Origin of the sequence: Synechococcus sp. MU1617 (assembly GCF_020514235.1) — a bacterium.
Classification (GTDB): Bacteria; Cyanobacteriota; Cyanobacteriia; order PCC-6307; family Cyanobiaceae; genus Parasynechococcus.
The window spans coordinates 1-16,806 of sequence record NZ_VTLB01000008.1; the positions used below are offsets into that span (position 1 = coordinate 1).

Annotated in this window: 18 protein-coding genes; 8 read left to right on the forward strand and 10 right to left on the reverse strand. The window is 61.3% G+C overall.

All coding sequences use genetic code 11. The features are described from left to right. Both FZZ90_RS12335 and FZZ90_RS12340 read left to right on the forward strand, forming a co-directional pair. Window positions 1-1,808: hypothetical protein (locus FZZ90_RS12335; protein ID WP_226426077.1), on the forward strand; the 1,808-nt coding region annotated here is incomplete at its 5' end. A gap of 99 nt (window positions 1,809-1,907) precedes the next feature. Continuing rightward, window positions 1,908-3,074 carry an aminotransferase class V-fold PLP-dependent enzyme gene (locus FZZ90_RS12340; RefSeq protein WP_226426108.1) on the forward strand — a complete coding sequence of 389 codons (1,167 nt, stop codon included), beginning with the start codon at window positions 1,908-1,910 and terminating at the stop codon, window positions 3,072-3,074. A 33-nt stretch (window positions 3,075-3,107) separates the two neighbouring features. Here FZZ90_RS12340 and FZZ90_RS12345 read toward each other — a convergent pair whose 3' ends face one another. Genes FZZ90_RS12345 through yidD form a run of 3 tightly spaced genes read right to left on the reverse strand, consistent with a single transcriptional unit; the run spans window position 3,108 to window position 5,200 of the window. Continuing rightward, window positions 3,108-4,613, reverse strand: a complete 1,506-nt coding sequence (locus tag FZZ90_RS12345; RefSeq protein ID WP_226426078.1) for a UDP-N-acetylmuramoyl-L-alanyl-D-glutamate--2,6-diaminopimelate ligase — start codon at window positions 4,611-4,613, stop codon at window positions 3,108-3,110. 36 nt (window positions 4,614-4,649) lie between these two features. Then, window positions 4,650-4,922 carry a glutaredoxin family protein gene (locus FZZ90_RS12350; protein ID WP_226426079.1) on the reverse strand — a complete coding sequence of 91 codons (273 nt, stop codon included), beginning with the start codon at window positions 4,920-4,922 and terminating at the stop codon, window positions 4,650-4,652. After that, window positions 4,922-5,200 (reverse strand): membrane protein insertion efficiency factor YidD, encoded by a 279-nt coding sequence (gene yidD / locus FZZ90_RS12355; RefSeq protein WP_368506436.1) that lies wholly within the window; start codon window positions 5,198-5,200, stop codon window positions 4,922-4,924. Before yidD ends, FZZ90_RS12350 begins: the two co-directional genes overlap by 1 nt. 76 nt (window positions 5,201-5,276) lie before the next feature. Between yidD and rpsD the strand changes: the two genes are divergently transcribed. Continuing rightward, window positions 5,277-5,885: a 30S ribosomal protein S4 gene (gene rpsD, locus FZZ90_RS12360; RefSeq protein WP_011363781.1), complete on the forward strand. Its 609-nt coding sequence runs from the start codon at window positions 5,277-5,279 to the stop codon at window positions 5,883-5,885. A gap of 61 nt (window positions 5,886-5,946) precedes the next feature. Next, window positions 5,947-6,567, forward strand: a complete 621-nt coding sequence (locus FZZ90_RS12365) for a DUF4079 domain-containing protein (protein ID WP_226426081.1) — start codon at window positions 5,947-5,949, stop codon at window positions 6,565-6,567. Here FZZ90_RS12365 and FZZ90_RS12370 read toward each other — a convergent pair. Beyond that, a complete protein-coding gene (locus tag FZZ90_RS12370; protein WP_226426082.1) occupies window positions 6,564-7,130 on the reverse strand; it encodes a nucleoside triphosphate pyrophosphatase in 567 nt (188 codons plus the stop codon). The genes FZZ90_RS12365 and FZZ90_RS12370 overlap by 4 nt on opposite strands. Here FZZ90_RS12370 and FZZ90_RS12375 point away from each other — a divergent pair. The 4 genes from FZZ90_RS12375 to FZZ90_RS12390 are packed head-to-tail and all read left to right on the forward strand — an operon-like array spanning window position 7,129 to window position 10,521. Continuing rightward, entirely contained in the window at window positions 7,129-7,572 is a 444-nt protein-coding gene (locus FZZ90_RS12375) for an Npun_F0494 family protein (protein WP_226426083.1), read from the forward strand. The genes FZZ90_RS12370 and FZZ90_RS12375 overlap by 2 nt on opposite strands. A gap of 23 nt (window positions 7,573-7,595) precedes the next feature. After that, a complete protein-coding gene (locus FZZ90_RS12380; RefSeq protein ID WP_226426109.1) occupies window positions 7,596-9,065 on the forward strand; it encodes a cobyric acid synthase in 1,470 nt (489 codons plus the stop codon). Further along, window positions 9,062-9,301: a 2Fe-2S iron-sulfur cluster-binding protein gene (locus FZZ90_RS12385; protein ID WP_226426084.1), complete on the forward strand. Its 240-nt coding sequence runs from the start codon at window positions 9,062-9,064 to the stop codon at window positions 9,299-9,301. The genes FZZ90_RS12380 and FZZ90_RS12385 overlap by 4 nt, the downstream gene beginning before the upstream one ends. Continuing rightward, complete coding sequence (locus tag FZZ90_RS12390; protein ID WP_226426085.1) at window positions 9,298-10,521, forward strand: chloride channel protein; 1,224 nt, start codon at window positions 9,298-9,300, stop codon at window positions 10,519-10,521. The genes FZZ90_RS12385 and FZZ90_RS12390 overlap by 4 nt, the downstream gene beginning before the upstream one ends. On the opposite strand, the gene cbbX is transcribed toward FZZ90_RS12390, so the two are convergent. The 6 genes from cbbX to FZZ90_RS12860 all read right to left on the reverse strand — a co-directional run bounded on the left by cbbX (window position 10,475) and on the right by FZZ90_RS12860 (window position 16,785). Then, window positions 10,475-11,380 carry a CbbX protein gene (gene cbbX, locus FZZ90_RS12395; RefSeq protein WP_226426086.1) on the reverse strand — a complete coding sequence of 302 codons (906 nt, stop codon included), beginning with the start codon at window positions 11,378-11,380 and terminating at the stop codon, window positions 10,475-10,477. The two genes, FZZ90_RS12390 and cbbX, sit on opposite strands and share 47 nt — an antisense overlap. Then, window positions 11,364-11,615 carry a 4a-hydroxytetrahydrobiopterin dehydratase gene (locus FZZ90_RS12400; RefSeq protein WP_226401286.1) on the reverse strand — a complete coding sequence of 84 codons (252 nt, stop codon included), beginning with the start codon at window positions 11,613-11,615 and terminating at the stop codon, window positions 11,364-11,366. Before FZZ90_RS12400 ends, cbbX begins: the two co-directional genes overlap by 17 nt. 34 nt (window positions 11,616-11,649) lie before the next feature. After that, the gene (locus FZZ90_RS12405) at window positions 11,650-12,789 is read right to left on the reverse strand and encodes a CO2 hydration protein (protein WP_226426087.1); all 1,140 of its coding nucleotides are present in this window, start codon (window positions 12,787-12,789) and stop codon (window positions 11,650-11,652) included. After that, window positions 12,786-14,276: an NADH-quinone oxidoreductase subunit M gene (locus FZZ90_RS12410; protein WP_226426088.1), complete on the reverse strand. Its 1,491-nt coding sequence runs from the start codon at window positions 14,274-14,276 to the stop codon at window positions 12,786-12,788. The genes FZZ90_RS12405 and FZZ90_RS12410 overlap by 4 nt, the downstream gene beginning before the upstream one ends. 10 nt (window positions 14,277-14,286) lie before the next feature. After that, on the reverse strand, window positions 14,287-16,131 hold the full coding sequence (locus FZZ90_RS12415; protein WP_226426089.1) for an NAD(P)H-quinone oxidoreductase subunit F: 1,845 nt from the start codon (window positions 16,129-16,131) through the stop codon (window positions 14,287-14,289). A gap of 111 nt (window positions 16,132-16,242) precedes the next feature. Further along, window positions 16,243-16,785, reverse strand: coding sequence for a BMC domain-containing protein (locus FZZ90_RS12860; protein WP_304623292.1), 543 nt, complete (start codon window positions 16,783-16,785; stop codon window positions 16,243-16,245). Window positions 16,786-16,806 lie beyond the last annotated feature (21 nt).

Consider the following 16,806-nt stretch of genomic DNA (forward strand, 5'->3'; position numbering starts at 1 on the left):
CCGGCGCTGGACAAGGTGATTATTACTTCGATGATTACAACTACAACGACAAAGACATCTGGATTGACCTCGATGGTCAGATCTCTTTCCTCGATTACAACGGGGATCTAATCACTCCTCAAGCCGGTGAACAGGGCAATCAGTCAGGCGATGACCTCATCATTGGCTTTGAAGAACTAAATCTCGATGGCGTAATGTCTGACTACAGAATCACAAAATCTCGAGATCTTGATGGATATTTTTACCAAGTAGTAAGAAATGATTCCTATTATGGAACCGATACATTGCGAAATGTTGACAGGATTCAATTCGACGATTCCGTCTACCTCTTTAACGAAGACATTGACCCGGGGGATCGTGCATTACGCCTTCAGGCTCTATTAACGTCCGAATCTTCGATCCTGCCTCAGGTTGCCGTGCTAGGCGATTCAGTTGATCATGATTCCAGCTATTCACTTTTGATCACTGGCGAATCCCTGAAGAATGGTTACAACATCGAATCGGCGGACATAACACTACACTTTAATCCACTTCTTTTCGAGGACATCAAGGCTTCCGACATCCGGATTGGCGGGGAATTACCCATTGCAAATGCAGTAGAAATTGACAACGAATCAGGCACATTGCGCTTTGCAGCTGCGAGCCTTTCGGCACTTGGCGCTGGGAAAAGCATCTCCTCAGAAGCAATGATCGCATCGATCAGCCTGGATTTTGACGAGGCTGCTCTGTCCACAATCGAAAAAAAATCAGACGGCAGTCTCGTCACCAACCCACTTTCCTTCTCACTATCTGCCAATGCCGACGAGACGGTTTTCTCTAAAGACTTTGTTGATGCAACTGATTTTCTGAACCGCGAGATTGTCACTCTCAATGATCTCGGCGGTTACATGGCTGTCGACAGTGAAGACGTCACCCTTTATGAGGCCAAGATCAACTTCGAGCAACTTGGTGATGGCCTCGTCTTAGGCACTCAGCGCGTCATCGGTGCTGATGCCACGTTTACCAATTTGATCCGCTCAGGAGACACACTCACCACATCCGTCGACTGGCTCAACGTCGGCAACATCCAAGCCAACAATCTCAACTACAGCGAGGTCTACAACCAGAACGCCACCCTCGCTTCTGCTGACTTCTCACAGACCAGCGTTGCCAGTGGGTCTTTCATCGATGGTGTTTTTATCAGCGATGCCCGTGAATCCACCACACTCACCACCGACATCAAGGTCATCGGTGCAGCTGGCAATGTCCTTGATCTCTCTGATGGCATCGTCTCCATCCAGGCCGACGGATCAGAGATCTTCACCAATGAAGGCAAAGGTTCCTCCAACCTGATCACCTTCCAAGGTGACCTCAACTACGACGGCCGGGTTTCGATGAAAGACCTTGCCTACCTCAATGCTGGCGCTGCACGTCAGCAAACAGTCATCCCCGGTGACAACGAAACCGATGCTGATGGGAACGGCATTGTCGATGCATCGCTCGCCAAAGATGTTGATGCTGATTTCAACGGCAAGATCGACCTCGCTGACTTAGCTGTCCTCGACAATGACTGGGGCAAGACCCTGCACACAGGTGATCAGAATTTCCAAGGATCTGAAAGAGTCTCTTGGAATGAGCTCGATAGCCAGGGTGAAAATTCCACTTGGAATAACAGCTCCTTCAAGGAGCAAAACGCGATTGAGTCTGAGCCCGCTTATGTCGGCTCACTCGAAGCACCTGGGACCTCCGGCGTGATCGGTTCCGATGGCAACCAAGATGGGAACAATTCCCTCGAGGGTGACAACTTCCAGGATCCTTTGGCCGCTTAAGCGAGCCACATTGCTCATCTCATTCATTGGGCTGCACAGCACAGCTCGCTGAATGCCTGCAGCAACATGGCGGCAAAGCCACCACAGGCAGCCGTGACCATGCGAAACCTCTGCCCTGCCCTGCAGAACAAGACGTACTTCAACTACGGCGGCCAGGGACCGTTGCCCAGTCCATCCCTCGAGGCGATCACCGCGAGCTGGGCGCGCATTCAGGAGTTGGGGCCGTTCACCACAGATGTGTGGCCCTACATCGCCAGCGAGGTGAACAGCACCCGGCGGCTTCTGGCCCAGTGCTGCGGTGTTCCGCCCCATCGGCTTGCCCTCACCGAGAACGTCACCAGCGGCTGCGTTCTGCCGCTGTGGGGACTTCCCTTTGCTGAAGGAGACCGGTTGCTGATCGGCGACTGCGAACACCCCGGAGTGGTGAGCGCCTGCGTTGAACTGGCGCGGCGCCAGAACCTCGCCATCGACGTGCTGCCGGTAAAGCATGTGCGGGGGGATCAAGCCCAGTGCGATGCCGCCGTAATCGAGGTAATCACGCAGACCCTCACCCCCCGCACGCGCCTGGTGGTGCTGAGCCATCTGCTCTGGAACACCGGACAGGTGATGCCGATTGCCGCCGTCGCCGATCAGCTCAACCAACACCCCCAACAGCCCTTTCTGTTGGTGGATGCCGCCCAAAGCTTCGGACAGATCCCCATTGAAGAGGCCGCTGCCGCGGCAGACATCTATGCGTTCACCGGGCACAAGTGGGCCTGTGGGCCTGAAGGGCTGGGGGGTGTGGCGCTGTCCGAGCGTGTCGTTGCCGAGGCCGCTCCAACCGTGATCGGCTGGCGCAGCCTGCGCGATGAAAGCAAAGCCAATCTCAACAGCAGCGATCTGTTTCACCACGACAGCCGCCGCTTTGAAGTGGCCACCAGCTGCGTGCCCTTGATGGCCGGCCTGCGCAGCTCACTGCAACTGCTGGAGAACGCTGGATCAGCCCAACAACGCTGGGACCACATCCGAACCCTCAGCAGCAAGCTCTGGCAGGAACTCCAGGGGCTAGCGGGCGTCACCCCCCTGCTGGAGGCGCCGCCCGCCAGCGGACTGGTGAGCTTTCAGATCAACGGAGATGTGCTCCCTGCAGAGCATGTGAAGCAGTTGGGTGCCCAGGGGCTTTGGATTCGCGATCTGGCAGACCCCAGTTGCTTGAGGGCCTGCACCCACATCAGCACCACAGACGACGACATCAACGCCCTAGTGGCAGCGATCAGCACCCTTTGATCGGCTCAGATCAACCGCCTGGAGCAACCAGCTTCAAAACAACCTCAAACGCAGGGCGCGTTCAGCTTCCTCGCGATCATCAAAGTGCACCTTCTCAGTGCCGAGAATCTGGTAATCCTCGTGCCCCTTACCGGCCACCAGCACCAGATCATCGGCCTCAGCCTCTGCGATAGCTGAGGCGATCGCACTGGCCCGATCGCCCTCCACAATGAGATCGATTCCGTCCGGAATCCCCGCCACCACGTCATCCAGGATCTGCTGAGGATCCTCGGTGCGGGGGTTGTCGGAGGTGACCACCACGCGGTCAGCCAGGCGTGACGCAATCGCCGCCATCTGCGGACGCTTGCCCCGATCCCGATCACCACCGCAACCGAACACGCAGATCAGCCGCCCGGTGCAGAACGGACGCGCTGCTGAAAGAGCGTTACTCAAGCCATCGGGCGTGTGGGCGTAATCCACGAGCACCGGAGGCAAATTCGCTGCATCCACACCGTTCAAAATCACCCGCTCCATCCGGCCCGGCACGCCACCGAATCGGCCGATGGCCTCCAGCAGCACCGGCAAAGGCAACTGCTGCTGAAGCAGCACCCCAACCGCCTGCAGCAGGTTCATCAAGTTGAAGCGACCCAACAAGGGCGAACGAAAACGGCCCTCGCCAACAGGGCTGATCAAGCGACCTTCCACCCCAGCGGCCGTCATCTGCAAATCGCTCATGCGCAACTCAGCCGATGGATCCTCAAGCGAACTGCGCCAACAGGCGGCGCCTAGCCGTTCAGCCAACCGCGCCCCCCAGGGGTCATCACTGTTGACCACCGATCGCGCATCGCCTTCCAACAACAGAGGATCCGCAAACAGCGACGCCTTCGCCTCGAAGTAGTCCTCCATCGAGGCGTGGTAGTCGAGGTGGTCCTGGGTGAGGTTGGTGAACACGGCTCCCGCGAAGCGGCAGCCCGCCACCCGCTGTTGCGCCAGAGCGTGGGAACTCACCTCCATCGCCGCCAGGCCACAGCCGGCGGAGACCGCCTCGGCAAGTTGCCCCTGAAGGAGATCGGCAAAGGCCGTGGTGTGGGTGGCCGTGATGCTGTGGCCCGGCCAGCGGTTCACCAACGTGCCGAACAAGCCCACGGCTTGGCCGGACGAAGCAGCCAGATGCTCAATCAAATGGGTTGTGGTGGTTTTGCCGTTGGTGCCGGTCACACCAATCAGGGCCATACGCCTGCAGGGGTGATCCCAGTAGGCCGCTGCGATCTCACCGATCCGACGCGCCACCGGTTCCTGGATCACCACCACCGGGTCATCAGCACCTGGCGGTTGTGTGGCAGCAGCTTGAGCTCCAATCACTGCAGCGGCGGCACCGGCCTCAAGGGCTTGGGCCCAGAACGTGCCTCCATCCACCCGTTCGCCGGGGAGTCCGAGAAACAGGGTTCCAGGGCCGACGCGGCGGGAATCGGTGGTGATCGCCTCTAATCCAGGGTTAACCAGCCCAGGCGGCACTGCGATGCCTGCATCACTCAACAGGGCATGCAACGCCTGCGTCATCCCATCTCCCCTCTGCATGGGGGAGTTTTAAGCCGTTCAGAGCGCCGTGGACAGACAGCGTTGCAACCAATTCAACAGTCCCTCGCCCGTAAGACGTGGGGAGACCCGGGGGAGCTCAGATCCATCGAGAGCGAGCACAGGCACCTCGAGGTCGTAGCGGGCCTTCAGCTCCTGGGGGGTGCCGGTCGCGTCGATATCAATCACCGTCAGCTCGATCGACAGCCCCAAGAGATCGAGGGCACGCAAGCGGGATTCCAAGCCTTCACAGAGGCAGCAACCGGCGCGGCTGTATAGGGTGAGCTGCTTCATCAATCGGGCACCGGGTCACAGCCACAGGGAGTGAACGGATGGCAGCGCAGCAGCCTTTTCACGGTGAGCCAGCCCCCCTTCCAGGGACCATGCTTCTGGATGGCCTCCAGGCCGTAGGCGCTGCAGGTGGGCATGAAGCGACAGCGGGGCCCGATCATCGGGGAGATGAAGCGCCGATAAAAACCAATACCGGCCAGGAGAACAGCCGCCAGAGCATGATTAATCGCCTGTCGCAGCTTGGCCATCGGGCCGCCAGATAGAGTGGTTGATTCGTGCATCGCGGCAGATGCCTGGGACTCTTTCGGTTCCAGCATGCCCAACAACCGCACGATCTCAACACACACCTTCCCACCTATGTCCCGTTACCGCGGCCCTCGTCTGAGGATCACGCGGCGCTTGGGAGACCTCCCCGGTCTCACCCGGAAGGCCGCCAAACGGTCCTATCCCCCCGGTCAGCACGGCCAAGCCCGTCGCAAGCGCTCTGAATACGCGATCCGTCTCGAAGAGAAGCAAAAGCTTCGCTTCAACTACGGCGTCTCCGAGCGTCAGCTCGTGCGCTACGTGAAGAAAGCGCGCGCCCAGGAAGGTTCCACCGGAACCAACCTGCTCAAGCTGCTCGAGAACCGTCTCGACAATGTTTGTTTCCGCCTCGGCTTCGGTCCCACCGTGCCCGGCGCCCGTCAGCTGGTGAACCACGGTCACGTCACCGTGAACGGTCGTGTGACCGATATCGCCAGCTACCAGTGCAAGCCTGGTGATGTGATCGCCATCCGCGAGCGCAAATGCAGCAAAAAGCTGGCTGAAGCCAATCTCGAGTTCCCTGGTCTGGCCAACGTGCCCAGCCACCTCGAGCTGGACAAGTCCAAGCTGAGCGCCAAGGTCACCGCCCGTTGCGAACGCGAATGGGTTGCCCTGGAAATCAACGAACTGCTGGTGGTGGAGTACTACTCCAGAAAGGTCTGATCCAGATCCGCAGTTCAAATCCCCACGATGCGCAACCCTGGGTTCAGGGTTGCGTTTTTTTTTGGTTGATCCCCAGGCACTGCAGTCGCTCACCAGCCACGACTGGCTCGGATTGATCCACCCCGTGCTGATGATCCTGTTCGTCTACCCGGTGGTGGGCGCCACGATCCGGCTGGGAATCCTGGCGCGGGAGAAACGATTGAAGATCAACCCAATCGCCGACACGGTGCCGGTGGAGCACGCGCAACACGGAGCCTGGGTTACCGGCGGGGTGCTGGTGGCGGTGCTGATCGGCCTCGGCCACAGCCTCTGGAGCAGCCATCCCCTGGGTCTGGTCGTCACCGGCAGTGCTGTGATGGTCAGCTTCGGACGCCTGCTGGCGACCCGAATGGTCTGGCAGCGCTTTCTCTGGGCTGTCGCCGCTGCAGGCGGCCTGCTTTTGCTGGGGCTGCAACCCGCCGTGGAGCGGTTCAGCGATGTTCCCTGGAGCCCCTTGTTCTGGCAATCCCATTTCTGGATGGGGATGTTGCTCACCACCCTGTTGCTGAGCTCAACAGCGCTGCAGCCCTTGATTGGTCATTCCGTGAAGGCCAGGCGCATTCACATCAGCAGCAACCTGCTGGTGGCTTTACTCCTCGCCATGCAAGCGATCTCGGGAACGCGAAATCTGCTGCTGCATTAAGTCAAAGCAGAAAGATGCTGACGCAACCAAGGAAGGCTCAAGCCGATCACGTTGGAATAACAGCCATCCAAGCCATCGATGCAGAGGCCGCCGCGGCCCTCGAGGGCAAACCCCCCGGCACATTGCAGCGGCTCACCACTGGCCACATAGGCATCGATCTCTGCCTGGCTGAGCGACGCAAAGCGCACCAGCGTTTCCACGCACGCCAATGCCTCAGGTTGTCCGCGACGGATCAGGCAATGGCCCGTCAGCAGAGATCCACAGCCGCCAGCCATCCGCTGCCAACGCTCCATCGCTTCGGCTGGCCCCGAGGGCTTGCCGAACACCTGCCCTTCAAAACTGAGCACGGAATCACAGCCCAGCACGGCCGTGATCTCAGCATCGCCCACAGGATCAAGCGTCTGGGCAACAGCCGTGGCCTTGGCCTGAGCCAGCAATTTCACCAGCTCTACCGGATCTGCATGCTGGATCTGGTCCTCATCCACACCGCTGACGCGCACCTGATGCTGCACTCCCGCTTGCTCAAGCAAGCGGCGCCGCGCCGGCGAGGCGGAAGCAAGCATGAGCACGGGAACACACCGCAGAACAACGCTCCGTAGGCTGCCAGGGACGGGAGGCTTCGCCATCGCTCACCCCACCGAACTACTGGATCGACGCAGCCGTGACCGGGCTTGCCGGGCCATGGGATGCCTGCCCTTCTCTGAAGCCCTCTACCGGGATCTTCAGCAGCAAGGCTTGGATGCAGGAGACCTCTGGAGCGAACCCAGCCGCTACAACCGCAAGACACGCTGGTTCCGCAACAGCGAAGCCCTCGAGGACGACCTGCGTTGGCTGATCAGCGTGGGCGTGCTGCGCCGCGAAGTGGATGGCCAGGGGCTGACCAGCCGCTTCAGGCTCACCCCCCTGGGTCGACAACTTCTGGATGACGACCCTGCACTCCTGCAGCGTTCGATTCCGGTGCTGGAGCGTCTGCGTCACAGCCTGCGTCGGCACTGGCCGCTGTGATCCAAACCACGCCGCGGCCCCTGATGGTGTTGGGCACCTCCAGCGGTGCCGGCAAATCGCTGATGACGGCAGCATTGTGCCGGGTGCTCCAACGCCGGGGAGAACAGGCTCTGCCCTTCAAGGGCCAGAACATGAGCAACAACGCCTGGGTTGATGTCGACGGCGGCGAGATGGCCTACTCCCAGGCCATGCAAGCCTGGGCGGCGGGTCTTGAACCCTGCTGCGCCATGAATCCCGTGCTGCTGAAACCCCGGGGAGACAGCACCAGTGAGGTGATCCATGGAGGCCAAAGCGTGGGGATCGCCCGCGCCGAGCACTACTACCGCGACTGGTTCCGCCCCGGTTGGCAGGCGATCCGCAGCGGGCTGATGCAGCTTCAGCAGCAATGGCCCCAAGGCCGGCTGGTGCTGGAGGGGGCGGGAAGCCCGGTGGAAGTGAACCTGCAACGCCGTGACCTCACCAACCTGCGCCTGGCCCAGTACCTGCGGGCCAACTGCCTGCTGGTGGCCGACATTGAGCGCGGCGGCGTCTTTGCCCAGATCGTTGGGACGCTCGCTTTGCTGCGCCCGGTGGAGCGCCCGCTGATCAAAGGCATCCTGATCAACCGCTTCCGCGGCCGTCGGGAGCTGTTTGATGAGGGTCGCCGCTGGCTGGAAGCCAACACCGGGGTACCGGTGCTGGGGGTGATGCCCTGGCTCAACGAGCTGTTTCCACCGGAAGATTCCCTCGATCTTCTGGAACGCAAACCCACCCGCGGAGCAACGGATCTGGAGATCGCAGTGCTGAGGTTGCCCTCTTTGAGCAACTTTTCCGATCTCGATCCGCTCGAAGCCGAATCCAGCCTGAGGCTGCGCTGGATTCAAACCGGGGAACCCCTGGGGGAGCCAGATGCCGTAATTCTTCCTGGGAGCAAGCAGACGCTGCGGGATCTGGAGGCGTTGAACAACTGTGGACTGGCCGATCAACTCCGGACCTACGCCCGCGCTGGTGGATCCGTATTGGGCATCTGCGGCGGGATGCAGATGCTGGGCAGAACCTTGAGCGATCCGGAGGGACTGGAGGGTACGGATCAGAGGGGGCCCCAGAACGGCTTGGGACTCCTGCCCCTGGAGACCACCTTCAGCGGAACAAAACGACTGAGCCAGCGCAGCATCGATGGCCTCTGGCCCATGGAGACACCGCTGAGCGGATTTGAACTGCACTACGGAACCACCACCCCAGACCCCGGTCTTCAGCCCCTAAGCAGCGACCCTGGTTTGGGTTGGTGGGCTCTCGGCCCCAAGGGGTCGAGCGTGGTGGGCACCTACCTGCACGGCTTGCTCGACAACGGCCCCTGGCGACGGGCCTGGCTCAACCGCCTTCGCGATCAACGGGGGCTGCAACCCTTAGCCAACGATCCCAAAAACCACAGCGCCCACCGTGATCTGTTGCTCGATCGCCTGGCCGATGCCTTCGAGCAGCATGTGAACCTCGCTCCATTGCTCCAGCCATGACTTCGATTCCTGTGCGCTGGCCCGATGGGCGCATAACCCACGAAACCATTGGCCAGGACTGGTTGGTGGCCGCCAGTGAAGCGGGCATCAGCATTCCCACCGGTTGCCTGGGAGGCAGCTGCGGGGCATGCGAGATCGACGTGAACGGCAAGACGGTGCGCGCCTGCATCAGCACCGTCCCGGCTTCGAAATCAGCGAAACTCAACGTTGAATTCGCCACCGACCCGCACTGGTGACTCCCTTTCGCCTCAGCCTGATGGCCCTGCTCACCGGAGCCTTAAGCGGCGCCGGTGTAGCCGTTGTGATGGGTTGGATCGGCGGATTGAGCCAGCTGCTCTGGGGAGATCCGGTGCTCGAGGGCTTGGATCGCGGCCTTCCCCTGGGCTGGTCGCTGCTGATCTGCGGCGGCAGCGGCTTGATCTTGTCGCTGCTGCATCGCCCGGGCCCCTCAACCTTGCTGCCTGAGCTGCGCGACACCCTGAGTGATCTGCGTGATCCAGACCAGGCTCCGAAACGCGATGAAACTCGCGGCCTTCTTGGAGCGGCCTTGGCCCAGATCGGTGGAGGTGCCGTCGGGCCGGAGGCCCTAATGAGCCGCATGGCCGCACTGATCAGCCAACGGATCTGGCGTGGTCGTGACCAGAAGCTTCAGGAGGCAACAGTGGCAGGGAGCCTCGCCTTTTTCGGAGCTCCACTGCTGGGGGGGGCTGTTGTTGGCGAAGCCCCCCAACCGAACAGAAGACAAACTTTCCTCGACCGCTGGCTGCCTGGCAGCCTCGGCGGCCTAGCTGGTTTTGCTGCATTTCATGGCATCGGTGCCGCCAGCGGCGGATCGCTCCAACGGCTCCCCTACATCTGGCCCAGCAGCCTGGGGGAAGACCTCGGCACCCTGAGCGCAGGCGCACTGGGTGGAGTAATCGGCTGCGGACTGGGTTGGCTGCTGCTGCGCTGGCAAGGCTGGCTGGAACAGCGCCAACTCCTGGCCCGATGGCCCTGGTGGCCGCTGCTGACCGGTTTGCTGCTGGGGGCCTGCATGCACTGGTTGCCGTTGGTTCCCTTCGCCGGGGAAGACCAGCTGCAGCCCCTGCTGGAAGGCCAGAACTCAAGTGAGGCCTGGGTCCTACTCCTCTCCGCGATCGTGAAACTGCTGATGCTCGGCCTTTGCCTGGAAACCGGCTGGCGCGGAGGGGTGTTCTTCCCCTTGTTCCTAGTCGCCTGCGCACTTGGGATGGGACTCCACCTGCTGCTGCCGGATCTGGGCAGCCTTGGCAGCTGGTGCGGCGCCCTCACAGGTGCGTTGTACCGCTCCGTGCTTCCTGCACCCTTGGCGGTTCTTGTGCTCGGGGTTGCCCTTCTGCAGGGCCACGGCACAGCAGGCCTGCTGGTGGGCCTCGGCATGGCGCACCTGATCAGGTGCCGTGCTGAGCTGGATGGTGGCCCTCCACTTCGCCGTTGAACACACGGCTGGCCCGGATGTCCGCTTCCTCAAGCGTGGTGAGATCCTGCTTGGTGAGGGCTTCCCCCATCCGCGAAAACAACCGGTTGGCCTGGCGCAGACGGGCCCGGTCCAAGGCATTGCGAACCGAGCGCGCATTGGCGAAAAAAGGCAGCTGACGCCGGCGCGAGACGTACTCGAAGAAAGCTGTCTCGGCCTTGGCACTGAACTGATAGTGCTGGGCCTCGAGGAGCAGGCCTGCGATCGCCATCAACTCGTCGTCGCTGTAGTCGGGGAAATCGAGATGGTGCGCGACCCTTGAGGACAGGCCTGGATTGGAGCTGTAGAAGGTCTCCATCCGATCCCTATAGCCCGCGAAGATCACCACCACGTCGCTGCGCCGGCTCTCCATCTCCTGCAGGAGAATTTCAATGGCCTCGGCGCCGTAATCGCGCTCGTTGTCTGGTTTGTAGAGGTAATAGGCCTCATCGATGAACAGCACGCCACCCTGGGCGCGCTTGATCATCTCCTTAGTTTTAGGGGCGGTGTGCCCCACGTACTGACCCACGAGATCGTCGCGGGTGGCCGTCACCACATGGCCTTTGCGCAGGTAGCCCAGACGATGCAGGATTTGCGACATCCGCTGCGCCACGGTGGTCTTACCAGTACCGGGATGGCCGGTGAACGACATGTGCAAACTGGGCGCGGTGCTGGGCAACTCCAGTTGCTGCCGCGCCTGATCCACCAGCAACAGGGCAGCGATCTCACGAATCCGCGTCTTCACCGGCGCCAGGCCGATCAGTTCACGGTCCAGTTGGTCCAACACCTCAGCCACGCCGGAATCGGCGTAGGCCGAAGCCAGATCAACCGAGGAGGGCATCGATCTCTGCGGTAAAGGCGCGATCGGCTTCACTCAGCTGGGCCTCCGGGCCGTCATCCTCCGGCCGGATCGTGATGTTCACGTAGGTGCGCCCGAAGCTGATATCAGGAAAGCGCTGGGTCGCCTCGCTGTGCTCGCCAAGCTTGTCGAGAAAATCGCGGGTGGCGTCGTAGCTGTCGAACTCGAAACGACACTCGAGGCATACGGGCCGTTTCCGCTCTTGCCACTGATTCATCAGAGCCCCCGTTCAGCCTGAACCTGCTGAAAACCTAGAGGAGCGCCACCCGCTGACAGCCCATCAGGCGCCCAGACCAGGCCTCGGCGTAGGCCCGATTGGCGGCCTGCTGCTCGGGATCATCGGAATCCAGCGGATGCGGCATCGTTCCGGCGATGGCGGCATTGGTGACGCAGAACATCGACTTCTGGAAGCTGATGCAGATCTGAACGTGCACATCGGTCTGCCCACGGCCGTTGTCGTCGTACCAAAGGCTCAGTTCTTCGGGTAGGTGGCGGTACATGTCCTGCATGCAGAGGCTCGGGGGAATCCCCGCACCCATGCTGGGAATCGGATCGGCGTAAAGGGCGCCGTACTTGAAATCACTGATGTCCGGTGAGATCTGCCGGGCCTGGGCGTTGTATGACACCGTGCCCAGGAAGGGCATGCCGCGGAAAAAAACAGCCTCCACGTAGGGCACCGCCACATCCACCAAGAAGGTGAGACCTGCCTCCGGGGGGAGAACCCAGATCTCTTCACCACCGATCGACACCTTGTACTCAATCGGGCTTCCCGCCGCCGCCACCAAGCCATCACGGATGTGATGCACCACATCGTTAACGCAGGTGACTTCCTTGATCGCGTAGCGACGGGCTAGGTCGACAAAGATGTCACTCATCACCCGCCAAAACAAGCCGAGGCAGTAGATCGTGGTGAGCGAGCGAATGGCCTCAGGCGCGAAGTCGGGATAGAGGCGGTTGTTCAGGGCCAGCAAAGGGTCGCGAGCCGACTTGCACTTGATGATCCGCTGGCAGGCCTCGGCAAATTCAGGCGTGTCGAGATAAGCATCGAGCCCACCGGTGCCATGCCAGAACATCGCCTTCTGGCAGTACTCCGCGTACTCGAAGTTGATCCGATCCCCCATCAGATGGGTCCAGAGGCGCTTGAGGCTGAAGCCCTCGTGGAAAAAGCGGAACACCGGGAAGGGATTGAGCATCTGCTGCTCGCCCTGGTCCACCAGGTTCTTGCTGTAGGCATCGAGAACCAGGCCATAGCTCTCGAGCACATTCACCACCTGCAGCAGATGGTCGGGGGTGTCCTTGAGCAGCGGTGCATCGCTGAGCAAACGACGGATCAACTCCTCCTGATCAGGAAGCACTGGGGGTTGAACGGGGGATGCGGATGTCGGGGTCATGACAGATCTCCAGTGATCAGGCTGAGGCCCGTGGTGGCCGCCTCACTGAGGTTCGAGAGCAGCTCCGGAGCAAGGCCAAGCACCAGCACACCGAGGCTGAGGGCGATGGCCGGAGCCTGCTCCCGCAGCGCCACGCGATCGAGGATACGGGGATTCACCACCTCGCCTGGGGCGATCGCGAGGCGACCAAAGAAGGCGCGGTTCACCAACAGCAGGAAGTACACCGCCGTCAGGCCCGATCCCACCATTGAAAGCAGCGTGGCCAGGGGGAAGGGTTGCAGGCTGCCGCGGAAAATCAGGAATTCGGAAATGAAGCCGGCCATGCCGGGAATTCCGGCACTGGCCATCACGCCGACAATCATCAGAGATCCAGTCAGCGGAAGGCCGCGCTGGGGATTGAGCAGACCACGCAACACGTTGAGGTCGCGGGTGCCGGTCTGGGCATAAACCACACCCACCACCAGGAAGAGCACCCCGGAGATCAGGCCATGGCTGACCATCTGGAAGAGGGCTCCCATCAACCCGAGCGGCGTAGCGGCGGCGGCGGCAAGCAGCACGTAGCCCATGTGTCCAACAGAGCTGTAGGCCACCATGCGCTTCATGTCGGTCTGGGCAATCGCTGCCAGGGATCCGTAGAGCACCGAGATCGCGGCCCAGCCGGCCAGCCAGGGAGCAGCCACCTGCCATGCATCGGGGAACAAGCCAAGGCAGAAACGGAGCAGCCCATAGGTGCCCAGCTTGAGCAGCACGCCGGCCAGAAGAACGGACACCGGCGTGGAGGCCTCGGTGTGGGCATCCGGCAGCCAGGTGTGGAAGGGGAAAAGTGGAATCTTGATGCCGAAGCCGATCAGCAGAGCGCCCATCAGCACCAGCTGGGTGGTCATGCCCAGTTCACCGGCCAGGATCGGCCGCAGACTGAAGTCCATGGTTCCAGTGACAAACGCAATGCCGAGGAACGCGCCGAGAATCAGAACGCCTGAAACGGCCGTCACGATGAGGAACTTGGTGGCGGCGTAGGCACGATTAGAACCGCCCCAAACGGCGATCAACATCCAGAGGGGGATGAGTTCCAGTTCGTAAAACAAGAAGAAGAGCAGCAGGTTCTGGGCCAGGAAGGCCCCATTCACCGCTCCAGAAATCACCAGCAGCAGGGCGAAGTAAACCCGGGGTCGGTTCTCGATCGTGCGCGACGCAATGGCCGCCACGAGGCAGAGCACCCCGTTCATCAGCACCAGCGGTAACGACAGACCATCCAGAGCCAAGGCGTAATCAAGCCCAATGGCATGCACCCAGCGGGCCTGTTCCACCAACTGCAAACCAGCATCGGCTGCATCGAAGGGCAACAGCAGGGCAAAGCTCGCCAGGCACTGCATCACCAGCAGCACGATGGAGACATCGCGCAAGCGTGCACTGGACGGGGATCCCGGCCAGAGGATCAGAGCCAGAGCCCCGAGGAAGGGAATCAGAAGCAGGAGGGAAAGAAGCATCTCGGGGCGATCAGGTGAGGAACCAGCTCACCGCGGTGAGGAAAAGAACGATGGCCAGGAGCACGGTCAGCACATACGACTGGCTCTGGCCGCTGACGCTGAGCTTGAGGCTGTCAGCACTGGCCAGTGAGAAACGAGCCACCCCATTGAGAAGACCATCCACCACATTTCGGTCGAACCAGGAGGCCAGGCGAGAGAAGCCAGCCACCACGTTGACGATGGTGAGCCGATAGAAGCGCTCGGTGTAGAAGTCGTAGGCCAGCAGGTCCTGCCACCAGCGCAGCACCGGATTCAGCGAGCGGGACCAGGCCTTGCTCAAGGGGAGCACGGCGCCGGCAAGGAGGCCCAGCAGTCCGCTTCCCACCACCAGAGCTGCTGCCCAGAGGGGGAAAGCCAGCAAACCATCGAGGGATTCAAGCCGCACCAAAAGGAGCGGAGTGATCAGCACAATCACGGTGAGCGCCACCATCGGCAGAGCCATCTGCCAGTTCACCTCGGCAGCCCGGCGGGACTTGATCAATGCATTGCCCATGAACACATGGCGGAACACCCGCACCAACCCAACGGCAGTAAGGGCATTAGTCAGTAGGAACACGGCCATGAACGGCACAGAGCGCACGCTCAGCAACTCAATCGACTGAGCAAGCGCCAGGAAACCACCCAGGGGCAGGAAGCCCACTAAACCGGCACCCCCCACGAGGAAGGCTGTGGTGGTGGCAGGCATCCGGCTGCCAAGGCCACCCAGCTCGGTGATGTCCTGACAGTTGGTGGAGGCAATCACCCCACCAATGCTCATCGACAGCAGAGCTTTGGAGACGGCATGGGTGAACAGGAGCAACAGGGCCAGCACCGGGATCTGCAGCGCAATGGCGATGAAGACCAGCCCCATATGGGCCGTCGTGGAGTACGACAGGGTTCGTTTGATGTCGACCTGAGCCAGGGCCACCAGGGAGCCGCCGATCGCACTGATGCTGCCGATCACGAGCATCACGCCGATAGCGATGGGAGAGAGCTGCAGGATCGGCATCACCTTCAACAGCACAATCGCGCCGCAGGTCACCACCACCGAATTGCGGAGAATCGAGGCGGGATTCGGGCCCTCCATGGCTTCGTCCAGCCAGAGGTGCATGGGGAACTGGGCACATTTGCCCGTCGGACCGGCAACCAGGCCCAAACCCAACAGAGTCGCAGCCAGAGGAGAGAGGGTGTCCTGGGCGGCCCAGGCATAGAGGTCGTTGAACCCCATCACACCGGAGTAGCTGCAGAGCGCCACCACACCCATCAGCAGCAGCACATCACCAACGCGCTTGGTGAGGAAGGCATCCCGGGCAGCGGTCACCACCAGGGGTTGGGCATACCAGAAGCCCACCAACAGATAGGTGGAGAGGGTCAGCATCTCCAGCAAGAAATAGCTCTGGAACAGGGAGTCACTGAGCACAACGCCGCTCATCGCCCCCTCAAAAAATCCGAGCAGTGCAAAGAAGCGGGCCAAAGCCCACTCCTTGTCCATGTATCCCAGGGAATACACCTGGGACAGCAAGCTGAGGCCCGTGATCAGTTCCAAGGCCACCAAATTGGTAAGCGAAAGACTGAAGCTGATATCCAGCTCCAGATCCGCCACAGTGAGCCAAGGGAAGGCCAGATCCACTGGCCCCGATTGGTACACCTCCTGCAGGATCAGGCTTCCGTGAACGAAGGCCACCAGCGTCAGGAAAATATTCAGATACGCCGCCGGTCGATGCGCATCACGCCTGAACCAGCCACAGGCCCACGGCAAAGAGACCAACATCCCGATGAACCCATAGAGCGGGATCAACCAGGCGGTCTGCTGAGGTAGCGAAAGCTCCGGAGTCAAAACAGCGAGCGGAATGATGATCGAGCTTGTCGCTAGATGGCCGGCGAATCTAAGAGCCGATCATCAGCAAAAGGGCTCTTTGTGAACGGCAATGAGGTGGCTTTTTGACCTTCAGCTACGGCGGGCTGCGCCACTGCCGGCCAACACTGGTTCCACTTCGTTGTGGGGGCGGGCAATGATGTGAGCGGCAACGAGGCCATCACCGACCCGCTCGCAGGCATCAGCTCCGGCACGCACAGCGGCATTCACGGCACCGGTTTCACCACGCACCATCACCGTGACGTAACCACCACCGACGTATTCACGGCAGATCAGGGTGACTTCCGCAGCCTTGGTCATCGCATCGGCTGCCTCGATAGCAGGAACCATGCCGCGGGTCTCGATCAAGCCCAAGGCCACACCGGGGACTTTTGGGGAAGGCATAGCAGCGGGTTTAGCCACAGCTGATCCACCACCGGATCCTGTGCTGGAGGCGCTGCTGCGACGGGTGGTCGTGGGCGAAGAGCGACGGGCTGTTGTTGCCGCAGGGGAGGCCTTGGCGGGAGTCGACGCCGGAGCAGGGGTGCTGGCCACGGGCTTCACATCAACGGTCTTGTTTGCCGCAGCCGTGCTGCGGGTGGTGCGACGACGGGGGGTGGGGGAAGGAGTGGCCATGGCTGTGAAGGTGTGGAAGCG